General features: G+C 63.7%; 25 protein-coding genes and 1 pseudogene. 13 read left to right on the top strand and 13 right to left on the bottom strand.

Features of this window, described 5'->3' with window-relative positions; all coding sequences use genetic code 11:
• Positions 1 to 20: 20 nt before the first annotated feature.
• A complete protein-coding gene (locus AMK02_RS05055; protein WP_064800943.1) occupies positions 21 to 1,316 on the bottom strand; it encodes a M16 family metallopeptidase in 1,296 nt (431 codons plus the stop codon).
• A gap of 3 nt (positions 1,317 to 1,319) precedes the next feature.
• Positions 1,320 to 2,744, bottom strand: a complete 1,425-nt coding sequence (thrC, locus tag AMK02_RS05060) for a threonine synthase (protein ID WP_064800944.1) — start codon at positions 2,742 to 2,744, stop codon at positions 1,320 to 1,322.
• 262 nt (positions 2,745 to 3,006) lie between these two features.
• On the opposite strand from thrC, the gene AMK02_RS05065 reads away from it, so the two are divergent.
• Positions 3,007 to 3,654, top strand: a complete 648-nt coding sequence (locus tag AMK02_RS05065; protein ID WP_189637014.1) for a hypothetical protein — start codon at positions 3,007 to 3,009, stop codon at positions 3,652 to 3,654.
• Between the two features lie 833 nt (positions 3,655 to 4,487).
• Here the strand turns inward: AMK02_RS05065 and AMK02_RS05070 are convergent.
• Entirely contained in the window at positions 4,488 to 5,177 is a 690-nt protein-coding gene (locus AMK02_RS05070; RefSeq protein ID WP_064800946.1) for an HAD family hydrolase, read from the bottom strand.
• Positions 5,178 to 5,334: 157 nt separating this feature from the next.
• Positions 5,335 to 6,720 carry an MFS transporter gene (locus AMK02_RS05075; RefSeq protein ID WP_189636995.1) on the bottom strand — a complete coding sequence of 462 codons (1,386 nt, stop codon included), beginning with the start codon at positions 6,718 to 6,720 and terminating at the stop codon, positions 5,335 to 5,337.
• Between the two features lie 117 nt (positions 6,721 to 6,837).
• Here AMK02_RS05075 and AMK02_RS05080 point away from each other — a divergent pair, with 117 nt between their 5' ends.
• The gene (locus tag AMK02_RS05080) at positions 6,838 to 7,737 is read left to right on the top strand and encodes a LysR family transcriptional regulator (RefSeq protein ID WP_064800947.1); all 900 of its coding nucleotides are present in this window, start codon (positions 6,838 to 6,840) and stop codon (positions 7,735 to 7,737) included.
• A gap of 118 nt (positions 7,738 to 7,855) precedes the next feature.
• On the opposite strand, the gene AMK02_RS05085 is transcribed toward AMK02_RS05080, so the two are convergent.
• The 4 genes and pseudogenes from AMK02_RS05085 to AMK02_RS31045 all read right to left on the bottom strand — a co-directional run.
• Positions 7,856 to 8,302, bottom strand: a complete 447-nt coding sequence (locus AMK02_RS05085; RefSeq protein ID WP_064800948.1) for a hypothetical protein — start codon at positions 8,300 to 8,302, stop codon at positions 7,856 to 7,858.
• A gap of 9 nt (positions 8,303 to 8,311) precedes the next feature.
• Positions 8,312 to 8,656 carry a hypothetical protein gene (locus AMK02_RS05090; protein ID WP_064800949.1) on the bottom strand — a complete coding sequence of 115 codons (345 nt, stop codon included), beginning with the start codon at positions 8,654 to 8,656 and terminating at the stop codon, positions 8,312 to 8,314.
• 51 nt (positions 8,657 to 8,707) lie between these two features.
• Complete coding sequence (locus tag AMK02_RS05095) at positions 8,708 to 9,280, bottom strand: hypothetical protein (RefSeq protein WP_064800950.1); 573 nt, start codon at positions 9,278 to 9,280, stop codon at positions 8,708 to 8,710.
• 182 nt (positions 9,281 to 9,462) lie between these two features.
• A pseudogene (locus AMK02_RS31045) lies at positions 9,463 to 9,645 on the bottom strand (transcriptional regulator); the annotation flags it as partial.
• A 194-nt stretch (positions 9,646 to 9,839) separates the two neighbouring features.
• On the opposite strand from AMK02_RS31045, the gene AMK02_RS05100 reads away from it, so the two are divergent.
• A complete protein-coding gene (locus AMK02_RS05100) occupies positions 9,840 to 10,643 on the top strand; it encodes a DUF3800 domain-containing protein (protein WP_064800951.1) in 804 nt (267 codons plus the stop codon).
• Positions 10,644 to 10,749: 106 nt separating this feature from the next.
• On the opposite strand, the gene AMK02_RS05105 is transcribed toward AMK02_RS05100, so the two are convergent.
• Entirely contained in the window at positions 10,750 to 11,436 is a 687-nt protein-coding gene (locus AMK02_RS05105; RefSeq protein WP_064800952.1) for an ArsR/SmtB family transcription factor, read from the bottom strand.
• A 69-nt stretch (positions 11,437 to 11,505) separates the two neighbouring features.
• On the opposite strand from AMK02_RS05105, the gene AMK02_RS05110 reads away from it, so the two are divergent.
• The 3 genes from AMK02_RS05110 to AMK02_RS05120 all read left to right on the top strand — a co-directional run bounded on the left by AMK02_RS05110 (position 11,506) and on the right by AMK02_RS05120 (position 13,433).
• On the top strand, positions 11,506 to 11,835 hold the full coding sequence (locus AMK02_RS05110) for an NIPSNAP family protein (protein WP_064800953.1): 330 nt from the start codon (positions 11,506 to 11,508) through the stop codon (positions 11,833 to 11,835).
• Entirely contained in the window at positions 11,832 to 12,182 is a 351-nt protein-coding gene (locus AMK02_RS05115; RefSeq protein WP_064800954.1) for an antibiotic biosynthesis monooxygenase family protein, read from the top strand. The genes AMK02_RS05110 and AMK02_RS05115 overlap by 4 nt, the downstream gene beginning before the upstream one ends.
• A gap of 120 nt (positions 12,183 to 12,302) precedes the next feature.
• A complete protein-coding gene (locus AMK02_RS05120) occupies positions 12,303 to 13,433 on the top strand; it encodes a site-specific DNA-methyltransferase (RefSeq protein WP_064800955.1) in 1,131 nt (376 codons plus the stop codon).
• A 118-nt stretch (positions 13,434 to 13,551) separates the two neighbouring features.
• Here the strand turns inward: AMK02_RS05120 and AMK02_RS05125 are convergent, their stop codons facing one another.
• From AMK02_RS05125 to mutY, 3 genes are read right to left on the bottom strand one after another with little or no spacing between them, the layout of a single operon-like run.
• Positions 13,552 to 13,917: a nuclear transport factor 2 family protein gene (locus AMK02_RS05125; protein ID WP_064800956.1), complete on the bottom strand. Its 366-nt coding sequence runs from the start codon at positions 13,915 to 13,917 to the stop codon at positions 13,552 to 13,554.
• 4 nt (positions 13,918 to 13,921) lie between these two features.
• Entirely contained in the window at positions 13,922 to 14,536 is a 615-nt protein-coding gene (locus AMK02_RS05130) for an HAD family hydrolase (protein WP_064805943.1), read from the bottom strand.
• Between the two features lie 2 nt (positions 14,537 to 14,538).
• On the bottom strand, positions 14,539 to 15,642 hold the full coding sequence (gene mutY, locus AMK02_RS05135; protein WP_064800957.1) for an A/G-specific adenine glycosylase: 1,104 nt from the start codon (positions 15,640 to 15,642) through the stop codon (positions 14,539 to 14,541).
• 96 nt (positions 15,643 to 15,738) lie between these two features.
• On the opposite strand from mutY, the gene AMK02_RS05140 reads away from it, so the two are divergent.
• The 5 genes from AMK02_RS05140 (at position 15,739) to AMK02_RS05160 (ending at position 21,574) form a co-directional block, all read left to right on the top strand.
• Positions 15,739 to 16,230 (top strand): DUF721 domain-containing protein, encoded by a 492-nt coding sequence (locus AMK02_RS05140; protein ID WP_064805944.1) that lies wholly within the window; start codon positions 15,739 to 15,741, stop codon positions 16,228 to 16,230.
• Between the two features lie 76 nt (positions 16,231 to 16,306).
• Complete coding sequence (locus AMK02_RS05145) at positions 16,307 to 16,582, top strand: type II toxin-antitoxin system ParD family antitoxin (RefSeq protein ID WP_064800958.1); 276 nt, start codon at positions 16,307 to 16,309, stop codon at positions 16,580 to 16,582.
• Positions 16,572 to 16,874, top strand: a complete 303-nt coding sequence (locus tag AMK02_RS05150; RefSeq protein WP_064800959.1) for a type II toxin-antitoxin system RelE/ParE family toxin — start codon at positions 16,572 to 16,574, stop codon at positions 16,872 to 16,874. Before AMK02_RS05145 ends, AMK02_RS05150 begins: the two co-directional genes overlap by 11 nt.
• A 143-nt stretch (positions 16,875 to 17,017) precedes the next feature.
• Positions 17,018 to 17,788, top strand: a complete 771-nt coding sequence (locus AMK02_RS05155; protein ID WP_406869898.1) for a DsbA family protein — start codon at positions 17,018 to 17,020, stop codon at positions 17,786 to 17,788.
• Between the two features lie 324 nt (positions 17,789 to 18,112).
• Positions 18,113 to 21,574 carry a chromosome segregation SMC family protein gene (locus AMK02_RS05160; protein ID WP_064800961.1) on the top strand — a complete coding sequence of 1,154 codons (3,462 nt, stop codon included), beginning with the start codon at positions 18,113 to 18,115 and terminating at the stop codon, positions 21,572 to 21,574.
• 301 nt (positions 21,575 to 21,875) lie between these two features.
• On the opposite strand, the gene AMK02_RS05165 is transcribed toward AMK02_RS05160, so the two are convergent.
• Positions 21,876 to 22,526 (bottom strand): glutathione S-transferase family protein, encoded by a 651-nt coding sequence (locus AMK02_RS05165; RefSeq protein WP_064800962.1) that lies wholly within the window; start codon positions 22,524 to 22,526, stop codon positions 21,876 to 21,878.
• Between the two features lie 482 nt (positions 22,527 to 23,008).
• On the opposite strand from AMK02_RS05165, the gene AMK02_RS31625 reads away from it, so the two are divergent.
• Positions 23,009 to 23,167: a hypothetical protein gene (locus AMK02_RS31625; protein WP_189636996.1), complete on the top strand. Its 159-nt coding sequence runs from the start codon at positions 23,009 to 23,011 to the stop codon at positions 23,165 to 23,167.
• Positions 23,168 to 23,352: 185 nt separating this feature from the next.
• Positions 23,353 to 26,019 carry a pyruvate, phosphate dikinase gene (ppdK, locus tag AMK02_RS05170; protein WP_064800963.1) on the top strand — a complete coding sequence of 889 codons (2,667 nt, stop codon included), beginning with the start codon at positions 23,353 to 23,355 and terminating at the stop codon, positions 26,017 to 26,019.
• Positions 26,020 to 26,023 lie beyond the last annotated feature (4 nt).

A 26,023-nucleotide genomic window follows, 5' to 3' on the forward strand; every position in this document is an offset into this window, starting at 1 on the left:
CCCGGCAGACGGACGTCGGCTCAGCTGGCCTGCATCGTCTTCGGCGCCGGGACCGAAAGCGAGGCGATGATGTCTTCCATCGGCGCGAGCTGTTCCAGCGGCCCGATCGCCGACAGCGTCGGCACCGTGTCGAAGAACAGCCGGCCGGCGAGGTCGGTCAGCCGCTCGATGGTGATGCCTTCCAGCCGTTCCATCATCTCCGGATTGGAGATCGGCCGGCCGTAGAGCATCATCTGCCGTGCGATCTGGCCGGCGCGGGCGGCCGGGCTCTCCTGGCCCATCAGCAGCTGGGCGCGGATCTGGGCGCGGGCGCGCTCGATTTCCTTCTGGTGGATCTCATTGGCCGACTTGTGCAGCTCGTCGATGATCACGGGCACCAGCTCCGGCAGGTTTTCGCCGCCGGTCGCGGCATGAATGCCGAAGATGCCGGTATCGGAAAAGCCCCAGTGGAAGGCATAGACGGAATAACAGAGACCGCGGAATTCGCGCACTTCCTGGAACAGCCTGGAGGACATGCCGCCGCCGAGGATATTGGCGAGGATCTGCGAGCAGTAGAAATCGCGGGCGTGGTAGGGCTTGCCCTCGAAGCCGAGCAGGATCTGCGCATCCATCAGGTCGCGCGGCTCGCGCACGCTGCCGCCGATATAACGGGCCGCTTCCATGACCGGCGGCGCCGATGGCGAAGTCGGCAGGCTGGCGAAACGATCCTCGACCATGCGCAGGAATTCTTCATGCTCGACGGCGCCGGTCGCCACCACGAACATGCGGTCGGTCGTATAGTTGCGGCCGAGATAGGTGCGGATCTGCTGGGGCGTGAAGGAGACGACGGTCTGTGGCGTGCCGAGGATGGCGCGTCCGAGCGTCTGGTCGCGATAGGCGGCTTCGGAGAAGCGGTCGAACACCACGTCGTCGGGCGTATCGTTGGCGGCGTTGATCTCCTGCAGGATCACCTGCTTCTCACGCTCCAGCTCCTCCTCCTCGAAGGCCGATTCCGTCAGGATGTCGGCGAGGATGTCGACGGCGAGCGGCACGTGATCCTTCAGCACGCGGGCGTAATAGGAGGTCGTCTCGGTCGAGGTGGCGGCGTTGACCTCGCCGCCCACATCCTCGATCTCTTCGGCGATCTGGCGGGCCGTGCGCCGCGCCGTGCCCTTGAAGGCCATGTGTTCGAGCAGGTGGGCGATGCCGTGCTCGTCTTCCGTCTCGTTGCGCGATCCCGATTTGATCCAGACTCCGAGCGCAACGCTTTCCAGGTGCGGCATGGTTTCTGTGACTACTGTCAGCCCGGATTTGAGCCGGGTGCACTCAACTGTCATTGGCTATCTTTCTGCGCCTGCTGTCGTCTCGCTGCGGGCGTGCTGGCCGATAAAGGTTTCAACGGCTTTCAGCTCCGGTTTGATGATCTGGAAGCGCTCCTCCCTGTGCATCAGACCAGCAAGCCACGTCGGAAGCGCCGGGTCAATACCGCTGGCCGATTTTACGGCGACCGGGAATTTCGCCGGATGCGCGGTCGCAAGCGTCACCATCGGCGTATTCGGCTTTTCCTTCTTCTTCGCCACGAAGACGCCGATCGCCGAATGCGGATCGAGGAGATAACCGGTTTCGGCATGGGTCTTGCGGATCGTCTCGGCCACCTGCCGCTCGCTGGCGCGGCCGGCGCGGAAGTCGCGTCGGATCGCCTTCAGCGCTTGCGCGCCGATCTCGAAGCCATTGGATTGCTTGAGGCTTTCCATTGCCGCGCGCACCTTCGAGGCGTCGCGACCACAGGCTTCGAACAGCAGCCGCTCGAAGTTCGACGAGATCTGAATATCCATCGACGGCGAGCTCGTCGCCTTGACCGCCTTCATGTCGTAGCGGCCGGTCTTCAGCGTCCGTGTCAGGATGTCGTTCTCGTTGGTGGCGATGACGAGCCGGTCGATCGGCAGGCCCATGCGCTTGGCGCAGTAGCCGGCGAAGATGTCGCCGAAATTGCCCGTCGGCACCGTGAACGAGACCTTGCGGTCCGGCCCGCCGAGCGCCACGGCGGTAGTGAAATAATAGACGATCTGGGCCATGATGCGCGCCCAGTTGATCGAGTTGACGCCGGAAAGCCGAACCTTGTCGCGGAAGGCCGCGTCGTTGAACATCGCCTTCACCAGGTTCTGGCAGTCGTCGAAATTGCCTTCGACGGCGAGCGCATGCACATTTGACGACGTCGAGGTGGTCATCTGCCGCTGCTGCACCGGCGAGACCTTGCCGTGCGGGAACAGAATGAAGATATCGGTGCGCTCGCGCCCGGCAAAGGCGTCGATCGCCGCCCCGCCGGTGTCGCCCGAGGTGGCGCCGACGATCGTCGCCCGCTCGCCGCGTTTTTCCAGCGCATAATCCATCAGCCGGGCGAGCAGTTGCATCGCCACGTCCTTGAAGGCAAGCGTCGTGCCGTGGAAGAGCTCCATGACGAAGCTGTTCGGGCCGGTCTGGACGAGCGGCGCGATCGCCGGATGGCGGAAGGTGCCGTAGGCCTCGTCGATCATCGCCCGGAAGGTTTCCTCGGGGATCTCGCCATTGGTGAAGGGCGACAGGATGGTGAAGGCGATTTCCTGATAGGTCTTGCCCCTCAGCGCGCGGATTTCTTTCTTCGAAAACTGCGGCCACTCGCGGGGAACATAGAGCCCGCCATCGCGCGCCAGTCCCGTCAAAAGGGCGTCGCAAAAGCCGAGGGAAGGGGCCTCGCCGCGGGTCGAGATATAGTCCACGTTGGTCATCCTTGATCTATCGCTGGAAGAAATTTGGCCGGGCCGGGCCGTGGGCCGCTCCGCCGGAAACCGGCAGGGGCTGCGCTTGCGGCCATACCATCGCCGTTATCTTGTTGAAGTTGCCCGCATCCGGCGGCGAAAAGTGCATCAAAACGGCGCGTACCCAATCGATTTTTGTTTGCGCCGCTGATATAGACCATCGCAAACCGTCGTGAAAGGCCTCGCGGAAAAGACTGGGGCCTCCAAGAAACGCTTGTGCAAAGGGTGGAACATAGTGCTCGGCAAGGTCTCGCGTCTTATCATCTCCGCTTCTTTCGTTGCCCTGCTTGCCGGCTGCAACTCGCTCGGCATCGGCGGCGACAGCAAGCCGGAGGCGGCGCCGGCGCAGCCGAACGGCAATGCCCAGATCATGCCGCTGGCGCCGGCCAACCCCTCCTCGAACAACCCGTCGATCGGCACGGCCAAGACGGCGCAGGGCACCGTCGCCCCGGTCGTGCAGGGCGCCTGCCCGCAGATCTTCATGCGTGACCAGGATGCGATCTTCCGCACTTACGCCAAGGGCAAGAAGGACGATCCGCAGCAGATCGTCGTCCAGGCCTCCTTCGGCGACTATACCCGCCAGTGCACCTTGAACGACACGAACCTGACGATGACCGTCGTCGCCCAGCTGCGCCTGATCACCGGCCCGGCCGGTGCTCCCGGCCCGGTGACGCTGCCGATCCGCGTCAGCATCCTCGACGGCGAGAACGTGCTCTATTCCGAGGTCACCAAGTTCCCGACCGAAATCCCGGCCGGCTCACCGGGCACGCAGGTCATCTTCCGCAAGGAAGGCATCAAGATGCCGGTCGGCGCCGGCGCCCTGGTGCGCGTCAACGTCGGCTTCGACACTCAGCCGGCCAAGGGCAAGAAGAGCAGCTGATTATTTCGGCAACCTGCAGTCTGGCGCGCCGGCGCGATGCCTCCGCAGCCGCGACGGAGCGATGGCAAAAAAGCGGCGGCGCTCAAGCTCTGCCGCCGGTGTTTTGGCGAGAACCCCAACCCCACACTCCGTCATCCCAGGGCTTGACCCTGGGATCCACAGCCAAGCCCGCCTTCCACTTCTCTTGCAGTGCGACGCCATTGCTGTTCAGTGCCAGCCGCATGGATCCCAGGGTCAAGCCCTGGGATGACGGAGGAGAGGTGGGTGTCGGGGTGAGAAGAGATGGCGCGGGGCTGACTGTGGCGAGATGGCGGCGAACACGGGGACCACACTGCGCCACCGGTGCGTTTGCCGAGAACGCCAACCCCACACTCCGTCATCCCAGGGCTTGACCCTGGTATCCACATCCAAGCACTCGGCTTCCACTTCTCTGCAGTGCGACGCCATTGCTGTTCAGTGCCCGCCCGCATGGGTCCTCGGGTCAAGCCCGAGGACGACGGAGGGCGGGGGAGCGGATGCGGCAGGTGCCACAGGCGCAGCGGTTTGTGGGAGTTGGCGACCGCTGTTCGCCCGATTCTCACAGGAAACCGCCCGCGCATGAAGTTTCTGCAGACGTCTCGCCTCTTGCCGGCCACGCGCCCCACCCTCCGTCATACTCGGGCTTGACCCGAGTATCCACGTCGCAAGCACTCCGCTTCAATTTGTTCGGCGGGGGTCGCTTGCCAGTTCGATAGGAACGAAGTGCCCGCCCGCATGGGTCCTCGGGTCAAGCCCGAGGACGACGGAGGGCGGGGGAGCGTGGGCGGCAAATAGCGAAGTGGGCAGAGATTGCCCTAAAGCACGCCTTCCCAAGCCGCCAGCGCGGCAACCACGCCTGGCAGGTCGTTCATGCGCGAGATCACCGTTTCGGCGCCGGCGTCGGTCAGTTTGTCGGCATGGGCGGGGTAGCTGTGCGAGGCGCCGGTAAAGCCGATAACGCGCATGCCGGCGGCGCGCGCCGCGTGCACGCCGTGCACCGAATCCTCGACGACGACCGTCTTCTCGCGAGAGACGCCCATGCGGCTTGCGCCGTGCAGGAAGATATCCGGCTTCGGCTTGACGCGGTCGGGGCCGAGATCCTTGGCGGAGAAGATGTTGGGCGCGAACAGCGGCTTCAGGCCCACTTTGCCCAGCATCATGTCGAGCCGCTTGGTGCTCGAATTCGAGCAGATGCAGCGCTTCATCGGCAGCCTGGAGACGGCGAATTCGACGCCTGGGATCGCCTTGACGTCGTTCGCCAGCCTCATGTCGAGCAGCTTCTCGGACTTTTCGAGCAGTGAGGCCGAAAGCGGGATGCTGGCCTCACGCTCGACCTGCAGCAGGATATTGTGCCAGGTCATGCCGGCGAAACGCTCGCCCATTTCCTCGACGCTGATCGGATATCCGGCGTCCGTCAACAGCGCGGATTCGACCTCCGCGGCGATGATTTCGGAATCGACGAGAACGCCGTCGCAGTCGAAGATGATGAGGTCGAAGCCTTCCATATGTTCACGCCTTGCTGGAAATCTGGTCTTGTCCGGGGATGCTGCGGCTTTACACGATGACCGGGCAAAGCTCAACCTGATCGCAAGCATGGCTGCGATGCGGCAGGCGACCGGCTCGGTGAAACCACTGTCGCCGGACGCCCAAGAAGCGGGCAGTTCAGGCCGCTACAGCCTGCCCCATTTCGTAACGAGCCCGGCTCAGACTGACCAGGCCGGCGATCGCCGTGCAGCCGGCTGCAATGGCGACCGCGACGTTGAGCGCCGCCGACAATGGCAGCGTCGCGAAAATGATCGACATCGAGACCCCGCCCAGGGTTTGGCCGAGAAGCCGCGCAGTCCCTTGCATGGCGCCTGCCGCACCGCTTCTGGCTTTCGGTGCCGAAAGCAGCAGAATTCGGTTGTTGGGAGTCTGGAACAGCCCGAAGCCGAGGCCGGCGATCACTGTGCCGACGAGAAATCCGATACCTCTCGGGTCAGGCGGCGTGAGGCCGGCCACCAGAAGGCCAAGCGCCATGAGCGCCCCGCCGATCGCGCAAAGCCATGACGTCTTGACCCGGTTTGCCAGGCGTCCCGAGACGGGCGCGATGATTGCGGTCGCGGCAGGCCAGGGCATCATGTAGAGACCAGCCACAACCGGCGTCATGTGCAGCCCGTGTTGGAGGTAGAAGGGCAGGGCGATGTAGCTCAGCATCTGTCCGCAGAAGCAGGATACCGAGGCGATCACCGCCATGCGGAATGCCGGCCCCGCCAGCAGATCCGTGGGAAACAGAGGCACGTCACTGTTTCGTTCCAGACGCAGCAGGCCGCAGAGGCAGGCGAGTGAGGCGGCGATGAGCGCGGCACCGCTGACCGGCGCGGTGGCTATCCGGTCGGCTCCTGAGAAGAACAGGATGAACATCAGCGTATTGGCCAGCAACGCCTTTGCCTTCAGCTCCCGCTTTACGCCCTCCACATGGCCGAGCAGGCCGCCGCCGAGGAGAACGATGACGCCGAGCGGTAGATTGACCGCAAACAGCCAAGGCCAGGTCGCGACGGAAAGAATGGCGCCGGCAATGCCTGGGCCCGCGGCGGAGGAAATCGCGATGACCATGGCATTGATGCCGATGATCGGACCCAGCATGCGTTGCGGCAGGGCCTGGCGCAGGTTCATCATCGCCAGCGCCATGATCGCACCTGCGCCAAGGCCCTGGGCGAAACGCGCAAGGATCAGCAAGGGCAGGTCGCCCGCCAAGGCGCAGGCTGCGGAAGCCGCGGTGAACAGCGCAACGCCGATCAGGAAGACCCGCCGGGCGCCGTAGATCTCGCCGAGCGCCCCACATGGAAGAATGGCGACGAGCACGGCCAGCTGGTAGGCCGAGACGACCCACACGGTGTTATCCGCTTCCGCCTGCAGCGAGAGCGCAATCGACGGCAAGGCGACATTGGCGATCGCTCCGTCCAGTACGACGAGAACAACCGCCAGAAGCAGGAGGGCGACCGCCAGATAGCGTCGGGGCGATGCCAGACCTTCTTGAGAAACGGGTGCGGTGTAGGTGAAAGACATGGGAAATCCTCGGTGTGCCTGGGATAGAGACTAGTTAGCCCCGGCCGGGACATTGCGCCAGACGCAACGGAAGCAATGCTCAGTTGCGTGTGGCGCCACGTCTGATAGGATTGCGCCATGTCCGATCTCGATCTGAACCTTCTCGTCGCGCTGGACGCTTTGCTGGCCGAACAAAGCGTATCGGCTGCCGCCCGCCGACTTGGCCTCAGCACATCCGCCATGAGCCGGACACTGTCACGCTTGAGGACTGCGATCGGTGATCCGATCCTGGTGCCGGCCGGCCGCGGCATGGTTGCGACACCCCATGCCCTGGCGATTGCCGAAGACGTGCATCTGTTGAAAGACGCTGTGAAAGCGGTGCTGAGCCCGCCGTCGAGCGTCGACATTCGGGAGGTGCGGCGCCACTTCACGATCCGCGCCAATGAAGCCTTCGTGCTTCTCTACGCGGCGGATCTGAGCGCCGCGGTGACGAATGCCGCGCCGGGAATAAGGCTTCGCTTTGCGCCGAGATCCGACAAGGATGTTCAGGCTTTGCGGGAGGCGGCGATAGATCTGGACATCGGTGTGCTCCCGCGCGACAGCGGCGAGCTGCGTTGCCAGAGCCTCTTCGAGGATCGGTTCGTCGGCGTCGCAAGGGTGGGGCATCCGATCTTCGAGGCAGACCGGATAACGGCCGAGCGCTATGCCGCCTGCGGCCACGTGCTCTTCTCGACGCAGGCGGACTATGCCGGTCCAGTCGACAGGGCGCTCGCCGAACTGGGCTTGCATCGGGATGCCAAACTGATCGTGCCAAGTTTCCCGGCGGTGATCGCAGTTGCAGCCGCATCCGATCTGATCGGTTCGGTTCCGAAGTCTTACTGCAAATCCGCGGCGACGAGAGAGATCAGAACCTTCGAACTGCCAGTCGCGGTGCCGGGTTTCAACATCGTCCAGGCTTGGCACCCGCGCATGGACGCAGATCCCGCTCATCGCTGGCTGAGGGCGCTTATCTTCGAGACGTTCCACGCGATGAACTGAACACGGGCCGGTCAGAGTCCAGCTCTTCACCGAGACGCAGATATCAGCAAGCGCTTCGACGCCGGCTCATCGAGGGCATGGGCTCGCTTCGGTTCACGCGAAGCGAGCCCATCTAACCTCACTGCTCCGGCAGGATGATTTTCTTGGTGGTGGTACTCTTGACCGGCTTCTCGCCGGGGACGTGCGACATGGTGCGGGTCGTGCTCTGCAGCGTGTCGCCGTCGGTGCTGGTCTTGGTGCGGGACTTGCTGAACGTCCCCTTGTCGACGGCCTGGGCCTTGGTCTGCGCCTTGAGCTTGTCGCCATTATTGTCGTTGATATGCGTCTTGCTCTGCGCCTTGCCGTCGGTGGTGGCCGCACTTCCCCCCGATCCTATTGAGGAGGTCGTGCCGCCATCGGTGCGGCAGGCGCCGGCCGTTCCGACCGAGCTGGCCGAGGTGCCTCCGGCCGAAGCGCTGCCGGCGGTTCCGACCGTTCCAGCTGCGTTGCATTCCTCCGCAAGACCGACCGAAGTCGAGGCGAGCAGCGCGACCGAGGCGGCTGCGATGAGGTGGATAGGTTTCATTGCCGTCTCCTATTTCGCAGGTTTCGTTACCGAGCAGGTCCCATCGGAACGCTTGGTGATGACGGTGCCGTCGGGCCGGGTGATGCTTGCGGTGGAATAGCTGTCGACGCTTCCGGATCCGGCCGAGGAGCCGGCAGAGGCGGATGAGGAAGTGGAGCCGGCTGAGCCGCTTCCGGTCGTTGTCGACGAGGAGACGTGGCCGTTGCCAGCCGTCACGGTGGTGGACGTATCCCCCGCCTGCGACTGGACGATCGTGCATGTCGTTCCGTCATCGAGCTTGATTTCCTCCGACATTGCCTCCCCGGCGATTAGGGCGAGCGAAGCGGTCAGTGCAATTGTGGAAAGTTGGGCCATTGTTTTCCTCCAGGGGTTTGGCCGGCGCCGTAAAGGCGCCGGCCGACAGCGTCAGCAGTCCTTGGTGCCGGCGGCATCCTTCTTGACCTGGCCGGGCGCGCAGCCCTTCTTGCCCTTGTTGTCATGCGAGCTTCCTGCAGCGCTGCTACCGGTACCGACGGTGCTGCCCGTCTTGTCTCCGTCAGCGGACGAGGCACCCGTTCCGACACTCGAGGCCGAATTCGCATCGCCCGAGCCTGCGGCGGAGCCGCCTGTGCCGACCGAGCTGCTCGATGTGCCGCCGCCGGCCGAGGAGCCGCCCGTGCCGAGCGTCGAAGCAGAACCGGAGCCCGATCCGGAGCCCGCGGCCGAGCCGCCGGTACCCACCGAACTGCTCGATGTGCCGCCGCCAGCCGACGAGCCGCCTGTGCCAACCGTCGAGGACGAGCCGGGGGTGCAGTTGGTCGCGCCGGCAGGGCAGGTGCCTCCGGCAGAGCTGCCACCAGTACCGACCGTGCTGCTCGCAGTTCCGCCGCCGGCGGACGAACCGCCCGTGCCGACCGTGCTGGACGATTGCGCAAAGCCGGAAACAGCCGTGCCGGCCAGAAAGGCCGCTGCCAATGCCAGATGGGTTACCTTCATCATGGTGTATACCTCCATTTGTCTTTGAGTTGCTGTCGCTTCCCGAGCGGATGGACAGCTGTTTGACAAACTTCGGTTACATCCCACTGTTCCTATTCTGGGCACTCAGTCCGAGAGGCGTCGGACCTTGGTCTGGTCCGTCGCTCCGCGGGTTGCGGAGGAACGCATGACATCCGTTCTATGCCTTACGCCTGTAACGGGAACAACCTGAGAAACTGCCGGTCGCCTTCCGGCGAAAAGATGATCGAGCGGCTCTCGGCGGTGCGCCGGGCCCAGCCCTTGTCGAGGAAGCTGGACAGCAGCGCCTTGCCGAGGCTGCGGGCCAGATGCGCCCGTCTTTCGCTCCAGTCGAGGCAGGAGCGGCAGAGATGATGTCATCTGGCAAGCGACATCAGACCGCGGAACGGACCAGCTGCAAAAAAAGCAGGACGAGAGCAAAGTAAGGAGTTGATGGACCGCCCGAGTCCCCGTCCGTAAGTCGATCAACATCGCGGGCTGCGCTCTGGTTTGAAGGGGAGAGCCAGAAGGTGATAGAGCATAGGAGGAGCGAGGGAGCGCCATCTTGGGTTGGCATGGTTACATCGATGAAAGCTACACGCCAGATGGCGATGCTTACGTGATCGGCGGCTGCATTGCGACAGATCGGGATTGGGCAACGTTCTCCGGCGAATGGCGCTTGTTTGCACAGCGATTTGGCCGCGTTGATGCTCGGGGCCATCGGTATTTTCACATGGCCGAGATGGCGAACCGCTTGGAAGATGTCGGCTTTTTCTATTCTGTCATTAGCGAGCACGTACCCGTCTTTATATCCGCTCGCTTCAACAGGTCAGAATTCAACCGCGCGCTGAAGCGCATTTACGTTCCAGGAGCTGCGATGGAATGGGACCGGCAAAACTACTACTGGATCGCCTTTCGGTGTCTTATGGACAAGTTCCATTTAGAACGGCCGCAGCTCGATCGAGTCATTCCGCAGAATGAGGTAGTTCAATTTCATATGGACGAGACGTCAGACAGAAAATCCGTCGAGCGGATGTGGGCGGAGTACATCGCTCATCGACCGAGCGATATTCGGGACCGTTACGCAGCAATTCCAGTATTCGAAAACGACAAAACCGCTCCACCTTTGCAAGCGGCAGATTTTTGGGTTTGGTGGGTCCGGGAGTGGTGCGATAATGGGCAGCCGGATAAGATCGTGCGTCATGATTTTGAAGGGTTTGCAAAGTCAATCAGAAGGCGGTCACCTCGCGCCACGATCGACATCGCGTTCACAGAAGAACAGTTTTTGCCGACGCTCGCGCGAATGGCAAAAAATCAGACAGGAAGGAATGTGATCGTTCTGCCCGAAGCGCAGGATGCAGACTTTTGATCTGCATTGCAGAAGCGTTATTGCAAGCGGAGATGTTCTCGTAGGTTTCCTCTCTCTGATCGGGCAGGCGTAATAACGGCAACCCCATCCCTCCGATGGATTTGCTCTACGTTTCGACCGGAAACAGCCTCAGGAACTGTCGGTCGCCTTCCGGCGAAAAGATAATCGAGCGGCTCTCGGCGGTGCGCCGGGCCCAGCCCTTGTCGAGGAAGCTTGACAGCAGCGCCTTGCCGAGGCTGCCGGCCAGATGGGCCCGCCTTTCGCTCCAGTCGAGGCAGGAGCGGCAGAGCGGGCGGCGCGAGGATCTGAGATTGCCGACGTCGATGCCGATGCGCTTAAGATCGCTTTCGCCCTTTTCGGTCAGCGACAGGCCGTCTCCGACCGCCTCGATCGCGCCTGAGGCGATCAGGCTGTCGAGCATGCGCACGCCGTAATCGCCGGCCAAGTGATCGTAGCAGATGCGCGCCTTGCGCAGCGCCGGCTCCTTCGGTCCCGGCCGGTGGCGCAGATGCCCGCGCCCGGCGGCAAAGCCCATCATGCTTTCGATCAGCCGGGCGACGGCTTCATCGGCGAGCGTGAAATAGCGGTGACGTCCCTGCTTGCGCTGGGCCAGCAGGCCGCCGGCTTCGAGCTTGGCAAGATGGGTGCTCGCCGTCTGCAGCGTAATGCCGCCGACGCCGGCAAGCTCGGTCGCCGTCAGCGCCCGCCCGCCGGTCAGCGCCGCCAGCATGTTGGCCCGCGCCGGATCGCCGATCAGCGCACCGATCTGCGCAATGTCAGGACCTTCCTTCATAGTTCGATCGTAACCGAAGCATCGCCGTCAGGCAATGTGCGAAAACGGGCAGGCACAAAGGAGAAACCGATGATCACCTGCTTCATCCGTTATGAGATCGATCCCTTCAAGAAGGAGGCGTTTGCCGAATATGCCCGCAACTGGGGTCAGGCCATCCCGAAAAACGGCGCCGACCTGATCGGCTATTTCGGCCCGCACGAGGGATCGGCGACGACCGCTTACGGCGTCTACAACATCGAAAGCCTCGCCGCCTACGAGGCCTATCGCGCCAGGCTGGCCGCCGATCCGCTCGGCCGCGAGAATTATGAATTTTCCAGACGCGAGCGTTTCATCCTCAAGGAGGACCGCATCTTCCTGAAAAACGTCTCCGCTCCTCACGCCAGGCTGGTGCTGCCATGATCGCCGTCATCTTCGAAGTCGTGCCCTATATGGGCGAACGCCACAAATATCTCGATCTCGCCGGCGAGCTGCGCGCCGAGCTCGAAAAGATCGACGGCTTCGTCTCGATCGAGCGGTTCGAGAGCCTGACCAACCGCGGCAAGCTTTTGTCGCTCTCCTTCTTCCGCGACGAGGAGGCCGTTAGAAAATGGCGGAACCTCGAGGCGCACCGAGCCGCCCAGCAAGCCGGCCGCAGCGGCGTCTTCGCCGATTACCGGCTGCGGATCGCCAATGTGGTGCGCGATTACGGCATGTTCGAACGCGACGAGGCGCCGGCCGACAGCCGCAGGGTTCATGACGCCGCGTGATGAGGGAAGGGGTGGCCGCCACAATAAATTCCCGAAATCAGCCAGCGCTTCAGGCTTTGGTAACTAAGTTGGGTAACCATAACGGAGAGTTAAGCGTACAGCGTATGAGTGAGTATCAGAATGGCGTCAGTTTTTCCGCTTGCCGACCTCAAGGCTTCCGCCAAGGCGGACTCCTGGGTTGACACGATCATCAAGGGCGACTGCGTGAGCGCCCTTGAAGCCTTGCCCAACCACTCCGTCGACGTGATCTTCGCCGACCCGCCGTATAATCTCCAGCTCGGCGGATCGCTGCATCGTCCCGACCAGTCGCTGGTCGATGCGGTCGATGACGAATGGGACCAGTTCGCCTCCTTCGAGGCTTATGACGCCTTCACCCGCGCCTGGCTGCTCGCCTGCCGCCGCGTGCTGAAGCCGACGGGCTCAATCTGGGTGATCGGCTCCTATCACAATATCTTCCGCGTCGGCGCGACGCTGCAGGATCTGAATTTCTGGATCCTCAACGACATCATCTGGCGCAAGACCAATCCGATGCCGAATTTCAAGGGCCGCCGCTTTCAGAACGCCCATGAGACGATGATCTGGGCAAGCCCCAATGCCAAGGCCAAGGGCTATACCTTCAATTACGATGCGATGAAGGCCGCCAATGACGACGTGCAGATGCGCTCGGACTGGCTGTTCCCGATCTGCAACGGCAACGAGCGGCTGAAGGGCGAGGACGGCAAGAAGGTGCATCCGACGCAGAAGCCGGAAGCGCTGCTTGCCCGCGTCATCATGGCCTCGACCAAACCAGGCGATATCGTGCTCGATCCCTTCTTCGGCTCCGGCACGACGGGCGCCGTCGCCAAGCGTCTCGGCCGCCACTTCGTCGGCATCGAGCGCGAGCAGGATTATATCGATGCGGCCTCCGCCCGCATCGCCGCCGTCGAGCCGCTGGGGAAGGCGGAGCTGACCGTCATGACCGGCAAGAAGGCCGAGGTTCGCGTCGCCTTCAACGTGCTGGTCGAAAGCGGCCTGATCAAGCCCGGCCAGGTGCTGACCGACGCCAAACGCCGCTACAGCGCCATCGTTCGCGCCGACGGCACGGTAGCCTCAGGCGGCGAGGCCGGCTCCATTCATCGTCTCGGCGCCAAGGTGCAGGGCCTCGATGCTTGCAACGGATGGACCTTCTGGCATTTCGAAGACGGGCAATCCCTGCGCCCGATCGACGATCTCAGGTCCGTCATCCGCAGTGATCTGGCAAAGGTGGATTGAGCAGCGCCTTCGCGGGATCGAGATACCTTCTTCCGGTTTCCTCCAGTTGCGGAAGAAGGCCAAGGCGCCCGGGGCTCGAGCCTCGGGCGTCTTCTATTTGAGCGGGGAAGCGCGATGATCAGAACTGGTGATAGTCGGTGACTTCGACCCGCGTAATCCGGCCGTCTTCATTGAAGGTGATCGTCTCCTCGCCCTCGCGGATCAGCGGCTTGCCGGTCCGGCTGTGGGTGGCGCGGAGCGACCAGACCGCGCGGCCGGAGAGGGGCGTCAGCCGCTCCACCAACGAATTCCCGGCCGTCTGATCGGGATAATCGTCGAAATAGCGGCGGAACGCGGCCATGATCTCGCTCCGCCCGGAAAGGCTGCCGACGCCGTTCGAGACATAGGTCGCGTCCTCGGCGAAATAGGCCTCGATTGCGGGAAAATCGAGAGCGTTGATGGCGGCGTGGAAGCGCTCGATTTCCTCTGCCGGGTCGAAAGCCATGGTCTCAGACCTTCAATCCGTAAACGGCGAGATCGCTGCGCAGCTTCTCGGCGCCCGAAAACAGCACCGCGTTCCAGCCGAACGTCTTGGCGCCTTCGACATTAACAGGCGCGTCGTCGATGAAGATCGTTGCCTTCGGATCGAGGCCGAAGCTGTTCGTATGCGTCTCGTAAATGGCAATATCCGGCTTGATCAGGCCAACATCGCCGGAAACGGTGACGCCGCGCGGCAGCGTGAGGAAGGGGAAGCGCTGCTGCGCCTCGCGAAAGGTGTCGGAGGCAAAATTGGTCAGCATCGTCACGTCGCGGCCTTCGGCGATCAGCCCTTCCATGATTGCGACGCTCTCGGCATAGGCGTGCGGCACCATCTCGTGCCAGTGTTTGCGGAAAGCGCGGATGTGCTCTTCGCGGGCAGGGTGCTGCTCGATCAGCAGCGCCTCGGCCTCTTCCCAGGTGCGGCCGCGGTCCTGCTCGACGTTCCAGTCGTGGGTGCAGATATTGGCGAAGAACCAGTTGCGTTCGGTCTCATCAGGGATGAGGCGGGCGAAGGGAAGATGCGGATCGTAATGAATAAGGACTTTGCCGATATCGAAAACGATATGTTTTATCTCAGTCGTCATGGTCATGCCTTGGCTGTTTTGAATGCGAGAGGAATAGCCGCTGCAATTGCTTTTTTCATGATGGTCGGCAGCGCCTGGGCTTCAAGATTTGTAACCGGCTCCCACCATTCGTCATTCACGCCATCATTCGGCTTCGGCTTTGCGGGGATTGCCGCCCGCCAGATCGACAGCCGGAGCTCGAAATGGGTGAAGACATGGATCACGGTGCCGCAGGCCTGCCAGGCCGCCTCGAAGGGCGCGGCCGCAGAAGAGGTCTCGCCGTCGAGCCGCGCCGTCCAGGCGGTCGTCGGTACCTCGGTCATTCCGCCGAGCAGCCCGCTTTCGGCGCGCCGCCGCAGCAGGATCTCGCCATCGCCGCTCACCGCGACGAAAGCAGCGCCATGGCGCACCGGCTTTTCCTTCTTCGCCGCCTTGACCGGAAAGAGCTCGGGATCGGAATGCTTCAGTGCCTGACAGGCATTGCGGAACGGACAGAGCGAACAGGCCGGCCGCTTCGGCGTGCAGATCGTCGCTCCGAGATCCATCATTGCCTGGGCGAAATCGCCGGGCCGGCCTGACGGCGTCAGCAGCGCCACCTTCGCCTTCATCGCCGGCTTGGCGGCCGGAAGGGGCGTTTCGATCGCATAAAGCCTTGAAATCACCCGCTCGACATTGCCATCCATCACGGCAGCCTGCCGGTTGAAGGCGATCGCCGCGACGGCTGCTGCCGTATAATCGCCGATGCCGGGAAGCGACTTCAATCCCTCTTCGGTGTCGGGAAAGACGCCGCCATGCTCCTTTGCAACCGCCTCGGCGCATTTCTTCAGATTGCGGGCGCGGGCGTAATAGCCGAGCCCCGCCCAGGCGGCCATGACAGCGTCGTTCTCGGCCGCGGCCAGATCGGTCACTTCGGGCCAACGCTCAAGAAACTTCTCGAAATAGGGTTTGACCGCCTGCACTGTCGTCTGCTGCAGCATCACTTCGGAAAGCCAGACACGATAGGGATCGGGTTTGACGCCGCGCGTCGCCATGCCGGGTGAGATGCGCCAGGGCAGATCGCGGTGGTGGCGGTCGTACCAGTCGAGCAGGGGCTTGGCGGAGGGCGTGTCGAGTGTCGTGATCGTCATGATTTGCCGGGATCGGGGGAAGTGCCTATACTTGGCGAAGCAATGCCGCGCGATCAAGTCGGTCCCGTCACTTCGCGGCAGCGCCCAAGGTTTTCGATGAGTTATCCACGCAAAGGTGCAAAGCAGATTTCCGAGCTGGCGAACGGGCTGATCGATCCCGTCCTGGCGCGCCGCGCCGGCATCAACACGGCTCTGCTTGGCTCCTGGAGCGAAATCGCCGGCGAGGATTTCGCCGATTGCACCCGCCCGGAAAAGATCGCCTGGGCCCGCGGCGGCGGCGATGACGGCAGCTTCCGTCCCGGCGTGCTGACGATCGCCTGCGAAGGCGCCCGCGCGCTTTTCCTCACCCATGCCCAGGGCGAACTGATCCAGCGCATCAACAGCTTCTTCGGCTTCGCCGCCGTCCACCAGATCCGCATCGTCCAAAAGCCGGTCTCAAATCTCGCCCGCCGCTCCCGCACCCCGCAGCCGCTGAAGGGCGAAGCCGCCCGCAAGCTGGAAGGCATGATGGAGGGGATCGAGGGCGACAAGCTGCGCCAGGCGATCCAGCGGCTGGGCACCGCGGTGATGGGCAAGCGGGGACGATGAACTGCGCCAAATGTTAAACTTCACTTGAAGTGCTCCACGGGTGTATTACACTGTAATCATCTGACGGAGGCACAGGATGCGCAGCAGCAAACCCATTACGGTCACGCTCGGCAGCCAGCAGAAAAGCTTGGACGCCCGGCTGCAATCGGGTGCCTATAGCTCTGCAAGCGAGGTTATCCGAGCTGCTTTGCGCGCGCTCGACCGGGAAGAAGATGCGATCGACGAAATCATGCGCCAGAAAATTCGCGAGGCTATCGACGATCCGGGTTCGGATATTGATGCCGATACGGTGTTTGAGCGGCTCGAACATCTCCATGCCGAACGCGTGAAGGCTGGGCGCGGTGGCGTTTAAGGTCGCGTTTCGCCCCAGGGCGGAGAAGGATCCGTTTGATATTTATGAATTCGTTGCTGCCGATAATTTTCCGGCGGCGATCGAATTCATTCGCCGGCTGAGACAATTCTGTCATCAGTTGGAAGACATGCCGGAAAGGGGATCACCGCGCGAGGATTTTGCTCCGGGCGTCCGCATTTTGGTATTCGAACGGCGTGTGACCATTGCTTACCGGATCACCAAGCATCGGGTACAAGTGCTGAGGCTGTTCTACGCTGGCCGGAATACGCCTTCGGCCTTCCACCGAAACTGAGAATCACGCATTTCGGGCTCTCGGTCCCATCACGGTCACAATTCTTTGAAGGAAGTTGGTTCACCGTGGCTTGTGAGCGGCCGTCAGGCGTTATATCGCACAGTCACGCCGTCACTCTCATTACCTATGGGGAACCCATGCAGATGTCCGAAATGCAACTGACGAAACGCCGCCTCCTGGGTGGGATCGCCATCGCCGCAGCTGCCGCAGCGCTTGCCGCCTGCAACGACAGCAAGGACGCTGCCGATGCGTCGTCTTCCGGCAAGACCATGGCCGACGGCACCAATGTCGACACCATGCAGACGGCGGCCACCTCGGGGACCGACATGCCTCAGTCCGACGGCGATGTCGATATGGCCGAGGTGCTGAAACCCGGCGCGCTGCCGGAGATGGCGCTGGGCAAGGCCGATGCCCCGGTCAAGATCGTCGAATATATGTCGATGACCTGCCCGCATTGCGCCCATTTCCACAACACCACCTTCGACGCCATCAAGCAGAAATATGTCGACAGCGGCAAGGTGCAGTTCATCATCCGCGAATTCCCCTTCGATCCGCGCGCCGCGGCCGCCTTCATGCTCGCCCGCTGCAGCGCGTCCAATCCGGAGCAGCTCAGCACGCCGGAACAGTATTTCCCGATGGTATCAATGCTGTTCAAGCAGCAGCAGGTCTGGGCCGCCGCCGATGACGGCCGCGCCGCACTGCTGCAGATGTCGAAGCTTGCCGGATTTACTGAGGATAGCTTCACGAAATGCTTGACGAACCAGAAGCTTCTGGATGAAGTGAACGCCACGCGGGAAAGGGGATCGAAGGATTTCGGCGTCAACGCCACGCCAACCTTCCTCATCAATGGCAAGCGCTATTCTGGAGACATGCCGGTTGACACCATGTCGAAGCTCATCGACAGCCTCATCTGAACCGGATCGTTCGACCACAACGGGCGACGGCGAAAGCTGTGCGCCCGTTTTTTTGTGGCTGCGTAGTGGCGGGGAACACCCCCCTCTGTCCTGCCGGACCCGGGGTCGAGCCACGGGTCTCGACCCGTCCTTCGGACCCCCACAAGGGGGGAGATCGGCTGGGGGAGACGTCTCATCCATCGTGACCCCTCTCACGACTGCGCCGCGTAAGCGCTCCATTGTTTGGGAAAGGCCTCGCCGCTTGCCGATCTCCCCACCTGTGGGGGAGATGCCCGGCAGGGCAGAGGGGGGTTCCAAGCCCTCTGAGCGCCCCGGAGCTTCTGCATGAAGTTCAACAAGCTGCGCCTGGTCGGCTTCAAATCCTTCGTCGAGCCGACGGAATTCATCATTGAGCGGGGGCTGACCGGTGTCGTCGGCCCGAACGGCTGCGGCAAGTCCAACCTCGTCGAAGCGCTGCGCTGGGTGATGGGCGAGAATTCCTACAAGAACATGCGCGCCTCCGGCATGGACGACGTGATCTTTTCCGGCTCGGGAAACCGCCCGGCCCGCAACACCGCCGAAGTGGCGCTTTATCTCGACAATGGCGAGCGCACCGCGCCTGCCGCCTTCAACGATGCCGACGAGATCCAGGTCACCCGCCGCATCGAGCGTGAGCAGGGCTCGCTCTATCGCATCAACGGCAAGGAAAGCCGCGCCAAGGACGTGCAGCTGCTGTTTGCCGACGCCTCCACCGGCGCCCGCTCGCCCTCGATGGTCGGCCAGGGCCGCATCGGCGAGCTGATCCAGGCAAAGCCGCAGGCCCGCCGCCAGCTGCTTGAAGAGGCGGCCGGCATATCGGGCCTGCATTCGCGCCGCCACGAGGCCGAACTGCGCCTGCGCGCCGCCGAAACCAATCTCGAGCGCCTCGACGACGTCACCTCGCAGCTCGAGAGCCAGATCGAGAGCCTGAAGCGTCAGGCCCGCCAGGCCAACCGCTTCAAGACGCTTTCGGCCGATATCCGCGCCCGCGAGGCGATGCTGCTGCATATTCGCTGGGTGCAGGCCAAGGAAGCCGAGGCCGAGGCCGACAGCGCCCTCAACCAGGCAACCGTCATCGTCGCCGAAAAGGCGCAGATCCAGATGGAGGCCGCCAAGCAGCAGGGCATCGCCAGCCTGAAGCTGCCGGAACTGCGCGAGGGCGAGGCGCGTGCCGCCGCCGCCCTGCAGCGCTTGCAGATCGCCAGGAGCCAGCTGGAGGAGGATGCCGGCCGCATCCTGCGCCGCCGCGACGAGCTGACTCGCCGTCTCGCCCAGCTTGCCGAGGATATCCGCCGCGAGGAGCGGCTGGTGGCCGACAATGCCGTCATCCTCGCCAAGCTCGACGCCGAAGAGGTCGAGATTTCAGAGGTGCTGGCCGATTCCGGCCGCCATGCCGAGGAGAGCCGCGAAGCCTTCGAAGGGGCGGCGGCAAAACTTGCCGACAGCGAACGCGTCTTCACCCAACTGACGGCCGAGCGCGCGGAAGCCGCCGCCGGCCGCAACCAGCTGGAGCGCGCCATCCGCGATCTCGCCGACCGCCGCATGCGCCTCGAACGGCAGATGCACGAGGCGAACGGGGAATTGTCGGCCATCGACGAGAAGATATCAGGCCTGCCCGACCCGGACGAAAAACGCGCGATCGTCGAGGCCGGCGAGATCGCACTTGCCGATGCCGAAGCCGCGGCCCAGACGGTTGAACAGGCGCTGGCCGCCGCCCGCCAGGCCGAGGCATTGTCGCGCGCCCCGGTGGATCAGGCCCGCGCCGGCCTGAATGCGCTGGAAACCGAGGCCCGCACCATTTCCCGCATGCTCGCCGCCGGTGCGGCGGCCGGCAAGTTTCCGCCGGTGGCCGAGGAGCTGAAGGTCGATCGCGGCTTCGAAACGGCGCTGGGTGCAGCACTCGGCGACGATCTGGAAGCGCCGCTCGATGCTGAGGCGCCGGCCTATTGGTCGGAGAATGGCGATGGCGCCGCCGATCCCGCGCTTCCCGCGGGCGCCACGCCGCTCATCGTCCATATCAGCGCGCCATCAGCTCTCACCCGCCGCTTGCGCCAGATCGGCCTCGTCGCCGAAGCCGACGCGCGGTCACTGATGGCGGCGCTGAAACCCGGCCAGCGGCTGGTGACCAAGGAGGGCGCCGTCTATCGCTGGGACGGCCATGTCGCCGGCGCCGACGCGCCGAGTGCTGCGGCGCTGCGCCTTGCCCAGAAGAACCGGCTGGCCGAACTCGAAGGCGAGGCGGCGATCGCCCGCGACGTGCTTGCCGAAGCCGAGGAACGGCAGGCGGCCGCCGCCGAAGCAATCCGGGTGGAAGAGCGCCGGCTTGCCGAGGCCCGCGACATGAGTCGGCTGTCGGCGCGTCATCTCGCTGAAGCCCGTGACGCGCTTGCCGGGGCCGAGCGTGCCTCCGGCGATCTGATCCGCCGCCGCGATGTCGTCAGCGAGGCTGCAAGCCAGTTGGGTGGGCAGCTGGAGGAGATCGGCATTCAGGAGGAAAATGCCCGCATCGAGCTGGAGGATGCGCCCGATCTCACCGAGATCGACGAGCGGCTGCGCTTCCAGCAGGCGGAGGTGGCGACCGACCGCGGCGCACTCGCCGAAGCCCGCGCCCGCCACGAAAGCCTGGCAAGGGAAAACGAGGCCCGCCAGCGCCGCATCATGGCGATCAGCCAGGAGCGCGAAACCTGGCGCCAGCGGGCGGAAAGCGGCGAGGATCATGTCGCCACGCTGCGCGAGCGCGAGGAAGAGGCGCGCGAAGAGGCGGCCGATCTGGAAATGGCGCCGGATGAATTCGACGACAAGCGCCGCGCTCTGCTCGGCGAGTTGCAGAAGGCCGAGGAGGCGCGCCGCAACGCCGGCGATCTGCTGGCCGAAGCCGAACGTATCCAGCGCGAGGCCGACCACAAGGCGGCGACCGCGCTTTCCGAACTTGCCGAATACCGCGAACGCCGCGGCCGCGCCGAGGAGCGCCTGGTCTCGGCCCGCGAACGGCGGCACGAAAGCGAGATCCGCATTCGCGAGGCGCTGAACGTGCCGCCGCATGAAGCACTGCGGCTCGCCGGGCTGCAGCCGATGCAGGCGCTGCCCGATCCGCGCGAGGTCGAGCGCGATCTCGAGCGGTTGAAGATGGAGCGCGAGCGGCTCGGCGCCGTCAACCTGCGCGCCGACGAGGAGCAGAAGGAGCTGAGCGAAAAGCTCGAAGCGCTAATCAAGGAGCGCGACGACGTCATCGACGCGATCCGCAAGCTGCGCGGCGCCATCCAGAGCCTGAACCGCGAAGGCCGCGAACGGCTGATCGCCGCCTTCGACGTCGTCAATGCCCAGTTCCAGCGGCTGTTCACCCACCTTTTCGGCGGCGGCACCGCCGAACTGCAGCTGATCGAATCCGACGATCCGCTCGAAGCCGGCCTCGAAATCCTGGCGCGGCCGCCCGGCAAGAAGCCGCAGACGATGACGCTGCTCTCCGGCGGCGAGCAGGCGCTGACGGCGATGGCGCTGATCTTTGCCGTCTTCCTCACCAATCCGGCACCGATCTGCGTGCTCGACGAGGTGGACGCGCCGCTCGACGACCACAATGTCGAGCGCTACTGCAACCTGATGGACGAAATGGCGGCGTCCACCGAAACCCGCTTCGTCATCATCACCCACAATCCGATCACCATGGCCCGCATGAACCGCCTCTTCGGCGTCACCATGGCCGAACAGGGCGTCTCCACCCTCGTCTCCGTCGACCTGCAGACGGCCGAGCGCCTGCGCGAAATCGCCTGAGGCCTTGCGAGGAGGCTGTGGATCCGTCCGCCGCTGTTTTGCTGCGGCTGTCACCCCACCCTCCGTCCTCCTCGGGCTTGACCCGAGGATCCATGCGGCATCCACCAGCGCCAGCCCGTGGATCCCAGGCTCAAGGCCTGGGATGACGGAGATTGAGGGGACGGAGCGGCAGGAGGCGCGGACCGGTGGGGCGCGTCATTGCATTTCCGTTCGGATCCGTCGCCGTTCTGCTGCCGAGGTCGCCCAGCTGCTCGCACGCCTTGCGCGGATAGGCTCGGCCCTGACACCGGCCCGCCTGGGATCAGCCCGCCGAGGCGGCCTGGAAGACCGCGAGCTGCGCGGCGAAGGCGCGTTGATAGGCCGGGCGCGCTTCGCCGCGGGCGACATAGGCGGCGAGGCTCGGATAATCGTCGAGGATATTGGCTGACTTCAGCCGCAGCAGCACCGACACCATCAGCAAGTCACCGGCGCTGAAGGCGCCGTCGAGCCAGTCGGCGTCGCCGAGATGGGCGGCAAGACTGTCCAGCCGTTTGCGGATGCTGCTCTCGAGGGCGCGCAGGCGCTGCTCGTACCAGGGCTCGTCGCGCTCGAGGATCCTGGCGAGGCTGTGCTCGAAGATCGGCGTCTCCACCGTATTGAGCGCGGCAAACATCCAGGCGATCGCCCGCGCCCGGCCGTTGGCATCCCTAGGCAACAGGCCGCCATGACGCTCGGCGATATGCAGGACGATCGCGCCGGATTCGAACAGGGTAAGATCGCCTTCCTCATAGGTCGGGATCTGCCCGAAAGGCTGGCGCGCCAGATGCGCCGGCTGCTTCATCGTCTCGAATGAGACGAGGCGAACCTCATAGGGCTGGCCCGCTTCCTCGAGCGCCCAGCGAACCCGCATGTCGCGCGCCAGGCCGCGGCCGCGATCGGGCGAACGTTCAAAGGCGGTAATGGTGATCGTCATCGCTTTCTCCATCGCTAGTCTGCATTGAAGACGTGTGGCCCAACGGGATTCCGACACTCACCGCCGTCTCGTTTCGAGAGGGTCGCATCGACGACAAGGCGGTTGTTCATCGGCCGGTCGGGACGCGCTCGAGACGGACTCCGCACAAATCGCGCGCAATTTTCCCGCATTCGGCGATAAACACCAAAAAAGGTCGGCTGTCTTGGGGTCCGTACCCCATTTGGATGATGCTCTTTTCTCTGACTTGCATTAGAAGTTGTTTCAACGCAACCTGATGACTTTGCTGAAAAGCGGGCGGTCAGCGTTGTGCATTGTCGAATTTGCGATGCGCTTTCCGGGTAGAGGGCAAGGACCCGGAAGGTGTTTGAGCAATCCCGGGAAATCCTGAGGTATTGCACAAACGAAGATCAGGGCGGTTCCATGAACCGTCCTGGGTTGAGGGACCCCCCGTCCGGTTTTCCTGGCCGGACGGAAACAAGGCTTTGCGGGACATTGTTGCAGTCCCGCAAAGCTTTTTTTATGCCTTGTTCACATCAGGTGCGGTTCAGGCCTTCGACCGCTTGACTGCGAAAATTATTGTGCGCCGCAGCATTTTCGCCGCATTTGTGGATTTTCATTTCAACACCAAGGCATTAAGCTAATTCCTAAGTTTGTTGACGGACGTCGCTTTCTACTCGGCGTCATCCTCGGCCTTGTGCCGAGGATCTGCTGCCCTATCAAGCGGATGCAGATGCTCGGCACAAGGCCGAGCATGACGAAAGAGAAGTTGGCGGCGTTGTCGACAGCTGAGGGATCACGCTGATCCTTCCGTGGTGTTGGGGGGAAGATGACCAAGTGGGTCTACAGGTTCGGCGACGGGCAGGCTGAGGGTGGCGCGCGCGACCATGAGATGCTCGGCGGCAAGGGCGCCAATCTTGCTGAAATGTGCGCTCTTGGCCTTCCCGTTCCGCCGGGACTGACGATCGTCAGCGATGCCTGCGACACCTATTATAAAAATGGCGGCCATATCGACGAGCGGCTGAAGGCCGAGGTGCGCGACGGCATAGCGGCGATCGAGGCGATCACCGGCCGCCATTTCGGCTCCACCAGCCAGCCGCTGCTGCTTTCGGTGCGCTCCGGCGCCCGCGTCTCGATGCCCGGCATGATGGACACGGTGCTCAATCTCGGCCTCAATGACGAGACCGTGCAGGCGCTCGGCCACGATGCCGGCGACGCGCGTTTTGCCTGGGACAGCTACCGCCGCTTCATCCAGATGTATGCCGACGTCGTCATGGGCCTCGGCAACGACGCCTTCGAGGAGATCCTCGAAGACGAAAAGGCCAAGCTCGGCCATGAATTAGATACCGAAATCAGCGCCACCGAATGGCAGCATATCGTCTCCCTCTACAAGAGGCTGATCGAGGAGGAACTGGGAAAGCACTTCCCGCAGGATCCGGAAGTCCAGCTCTGGGGCGCGGTCGGCGCGGTCTTTTCCAGCTGGAAGAGCGCGCGCGCCGTCACCTATCGCCAGCTGCACAATATTCCGGAAGGCTGGGGCACGGCGGTCAACATCCAGGCGATGGTCTTCGGCAATCTCGGCAATTCGTCGGCGACCGGCGTTGCCTTCACCCGCAACCCTTCGACCGGCGAAAAGGCGCTCTACGGCGAATTCCTGGTCAATGCGCAAGGGGAGGATGTCGTTGCCGGCATCCGCACGCCGCACAGCATCACCGAGGAGGGGCGGCTTTCCTCCGGCTCCGACAAGCCCTCGATGGAAAAGCTGATGCCGGAGGCCTTCCGCGAGCTCAGCCGCATCTGTTCCGAGCTCGAGATCCATTACCGCGACATGCAGGATATCGAGTTCACCATCGAGCGCGGCAAGCTGTGGATGCTGCAGACCCGCGCCGGCAAGCGCTCGACCCGGGCGGCCATGAAGATTGCCGTCGACATGGTCGATGAGAAAGTGATCACCGAGGAGGAGGCGGTGCTGCGCATCGAACCTTCGAGCCTCGATCAGCTCTTACATCCGACGATCGATCCGCGCGTCAACCGCCAGGTGATCGGCACCGGCCTGCCGGCCTCGCCGGGGGCTGCGACCGGCGCCATCGTCTTCACCGCCGAAGAGGCGGTCGAGGCGGAGGCCGAGGGCCGCAAGGTCATTCTGCTCCGCGTCGAGACCAGCCCGGAGGATATTCACGGCATGCATGCCGCCGAAGGCATCCTGACGACGCGCGGCGGCATGACCAGCCATGCGGCGGTCGTCGCCCGCGGCATGGGCATTCCCTGCGTCGTCGGTGCCGGCACCATGCGCATCGATCAACGCAACGAGCGGCTGCTCGGCATCGGCGTCACGCTGAAGAAGGGCGATGTCATCACCATCGACGGCTCGGCCGGCCAGGTGCTGAAGGGCGAGGTGCCGATGATCCAGCCGGAACTATCAGGCGATTTCGGCCGCATCATGGGCTGGGCCGACCGTGTCCGGCGCATGACGGTCCGCACCAATGCCGATACGCCGGCCGATGCGCGCGCCGCCCGCTCTTTCGGCGCCGAAGGCATCGGCCTTTGCCGCACCGAGCACATGTTCTTCGAGGGCGAGCGCATCCATGTCATGCGCGAGATGATCCTTGCCGAGGATGAGAAGGGCAGGCGGCTGGCGCTCGACAAGCTCCTGCCGATGCAGCGCCTGGATTTCACCGGCCTCTTCACCGTCATGCACGGCCTGCCGGTAACGATCCGCCTGCTCGACCCGCCGCTGCACGAATTCCTGCCGAAGACCGACGACGAGGTGGCCGAGGTCGCCTTCGCCATGGGCATGGAGCCCTTGGCGCTGCGCCAGCGCGTCGACGCGCTGCACGAGTTCAACCCGATGCTCGGCCATCGCGGCTGTCGGCTGGCGATCTCCTATCCCGAGATCGTCGAAATGCAGGCCCGCGCCATCTTCGAGGCGGCGGTGGCGGCCGCCCAGGAGACCGGAGCGGCCGTCGTGCCCGAAATCATGGTGCCGCTCGTCGGCCTGCGCTCCGAGCTCGATTACGTCAAGGCCAGCATCGATGCCATCGCCGGCGATGTCATGCGCGAGGCCCGCATGAAGATCGATTATCTCGTCGGCACGATGATCGAGCTGCCGCGTGCCGCCCTTCGCGCCCATGTGATCGCAGAAGCGGCCGAATTCTTCTCCTTCGGCACCAACGACCTGACGCAGACCACTTTCGGCATCTCGCGCGACGATGCGTCGGCCTTCATCCCCACCTATCAGCGCAAGGGCATCATCGAGCACGACCCGTTCATCTCGCTCGATTTCGACGGGGTAGGGGAGCTGATCAGCATCGCTGCCGAACGCGGCCGGCGCACCCGCAACGACATGAAGCTCGGCATCTGCGGCGAACATGGCGGCGACCCGGCCTCGATCCGCTTCTGCGAAACGATCGGCCTCGATTATGTCTCCTGCTCGCCCTTCCGCGTGCCGATCGCGAGATTGGCGGCGGCCCAGGCGGTGATTGCAGCGAGCAGGTAAGCCG

Source organism: Rhizobium sp. N731, from assembly GCF_001664145.1.
Classification (GTDB): Bacteria; Pseudomonadota; Alphaproteobacteria; order Rhizobiales; family Rhizobiaceae; genus Rhizobium; species Rhizobium esperanzae.

Coding starts and splice junctions, on each gene's coding strand:
- AMK02_RS05055 (WP_064800943.1), bottom strand. CDS start 1,316: ATGACAGTTGAGTGCACCCGGCTCAAATCCGGGCTGACAGTAGTCACA.
- thrC (WP_064800944.1), bottom strand. CDS start 2,744: ATGACCAACGTGGACTATATCTCGACCCGCGGCGAGGCCCCTTCCCTC.
- AMK02_RS05070 (WP_064800946.1), bottom strand. CDS start 5,177: ATGGAAGGCTTCGACCTCATCATCTTCGACTGCGACGGCGTTCTCGTC.
- AMK02_RS05075 (WP_189636995.1), bottom strand. CDS start 6,720: ATGTCTTTCACCTACACCGCACCCGTTTCTCAAGAAGGTCTGGCATCG.
- AMK02_RS05080 (WP_064800947.1), top strand. CDS start 6,838: ATGTCCGATCTCGATCTGAACCTTCTCGTCGCGCTGGACGCTTTGCTG.
- AMK02_RS05085 (WP_064800948.1), bottom strand. CDS start 8,302: ATGAAACCTATCCACCTCATCGCAGCCGCCTCGGTCGCGCTGCTCGCC.
- AMK02_RS05090 (WP_064800949.1), bottom strand. CDS start 8,656: ATGGCCCAACTTTCCACAATTGCACTGACCGCTTCGCTCGCCCTAATC.
- AMK02_RS05095 (WP_064800950.1), bottom strand. CDS start 9,280: ATGATGAAGGTAACCCATCTGGCATTGGCAGCGGCCTTTCTGGCCGGC.
- AMK02_RS05105 (WP_064800952.1), bottom strand. CDS start 11,436: ATGAAGGAAGGTCCTGACATTGCGCAGATCGGTGCGCTGATCGGCGAT.
- AMK02_RS05110 (WP_064800953.1), top strand. CDS start 11,506: ATGATCACCTGCTTCATCCGTTATGAGATCGATCCCTTCAAGAAGGAG.
- AMK02_RS05115 (WP_064800954.1), top strand. CDS start 11,832: ATGATCGCCGTCATCTTCGAAGTCGTGCCCTATATGGGCGAACGCCAC.
- AMK02_RS05120 (WP_064800955.1), top strand. CDS start 12,303: ATGGCGTCAGTTTTTCCGCTTGCCGACCTCAAGGCTTCCGCCAAGGCG.
- AMK02_RS05125 (WP_064800956.1), bottom strand. CDS start 13,917: ATGGCTTTCGACCCGGCAGAGGAAATCGAGCGCTTCCACGCCGCCATC.
- AMK02_RS05130 (WP_064805943.1), bottom strand. CDS start 14,536: ATGACGACTGAGATAAAACATATCGTTTTCGATATCGGCAAAGTCCTT.
- mutY (WP_064800957.1), bottom strand. CDS start 15,642: ATGACGATCACGACACTCGACACGCCCTCCGCCAAGCCCCTGCTCGAC.
- AMK02_RS05140 (WP_064805944.1), top strand. CDS start 15,739: ATGAGTTATCCACGCAAAGGTGCAAAGCAGATTTCCGAGCTGGCGAAC.
- AMK02_RS05145 (WP_064800958.1), top strand. CDS start 16,307: ATGCGCAGCAGCAAACCCATTACGGTCACGCTCGGCAGCCAGCAGAAA.
- AMK02_RS05155 (WP_406869898.1), top strand. CDS start 17,018: ATGTCCGAAATGCAACTGACGAAACGCCGCCTCCTGGGTGGGATCGCC.
- AMK02_RS05160 (WP_064800961.1), top strand. CDS start 18,113: ATGAAGTTCAACAAGCTGCGCCTGGTCGGCTTCAAATCCTTCGTCGAG.
- AMK02_RS05165 (WP_064800962.1), bottom strand. CDS start 22,526: ATGACGATCACCATTACCGCCTTTGAACGTTCGCCCGATCGCGGCCGC.
- ppdK (WP_064800963.1), top strand. CDS start 23,353: ATGACCAAGTGGGTCTACAGGTTCGGCGACGGGCAGGCTGAGGGTGGC.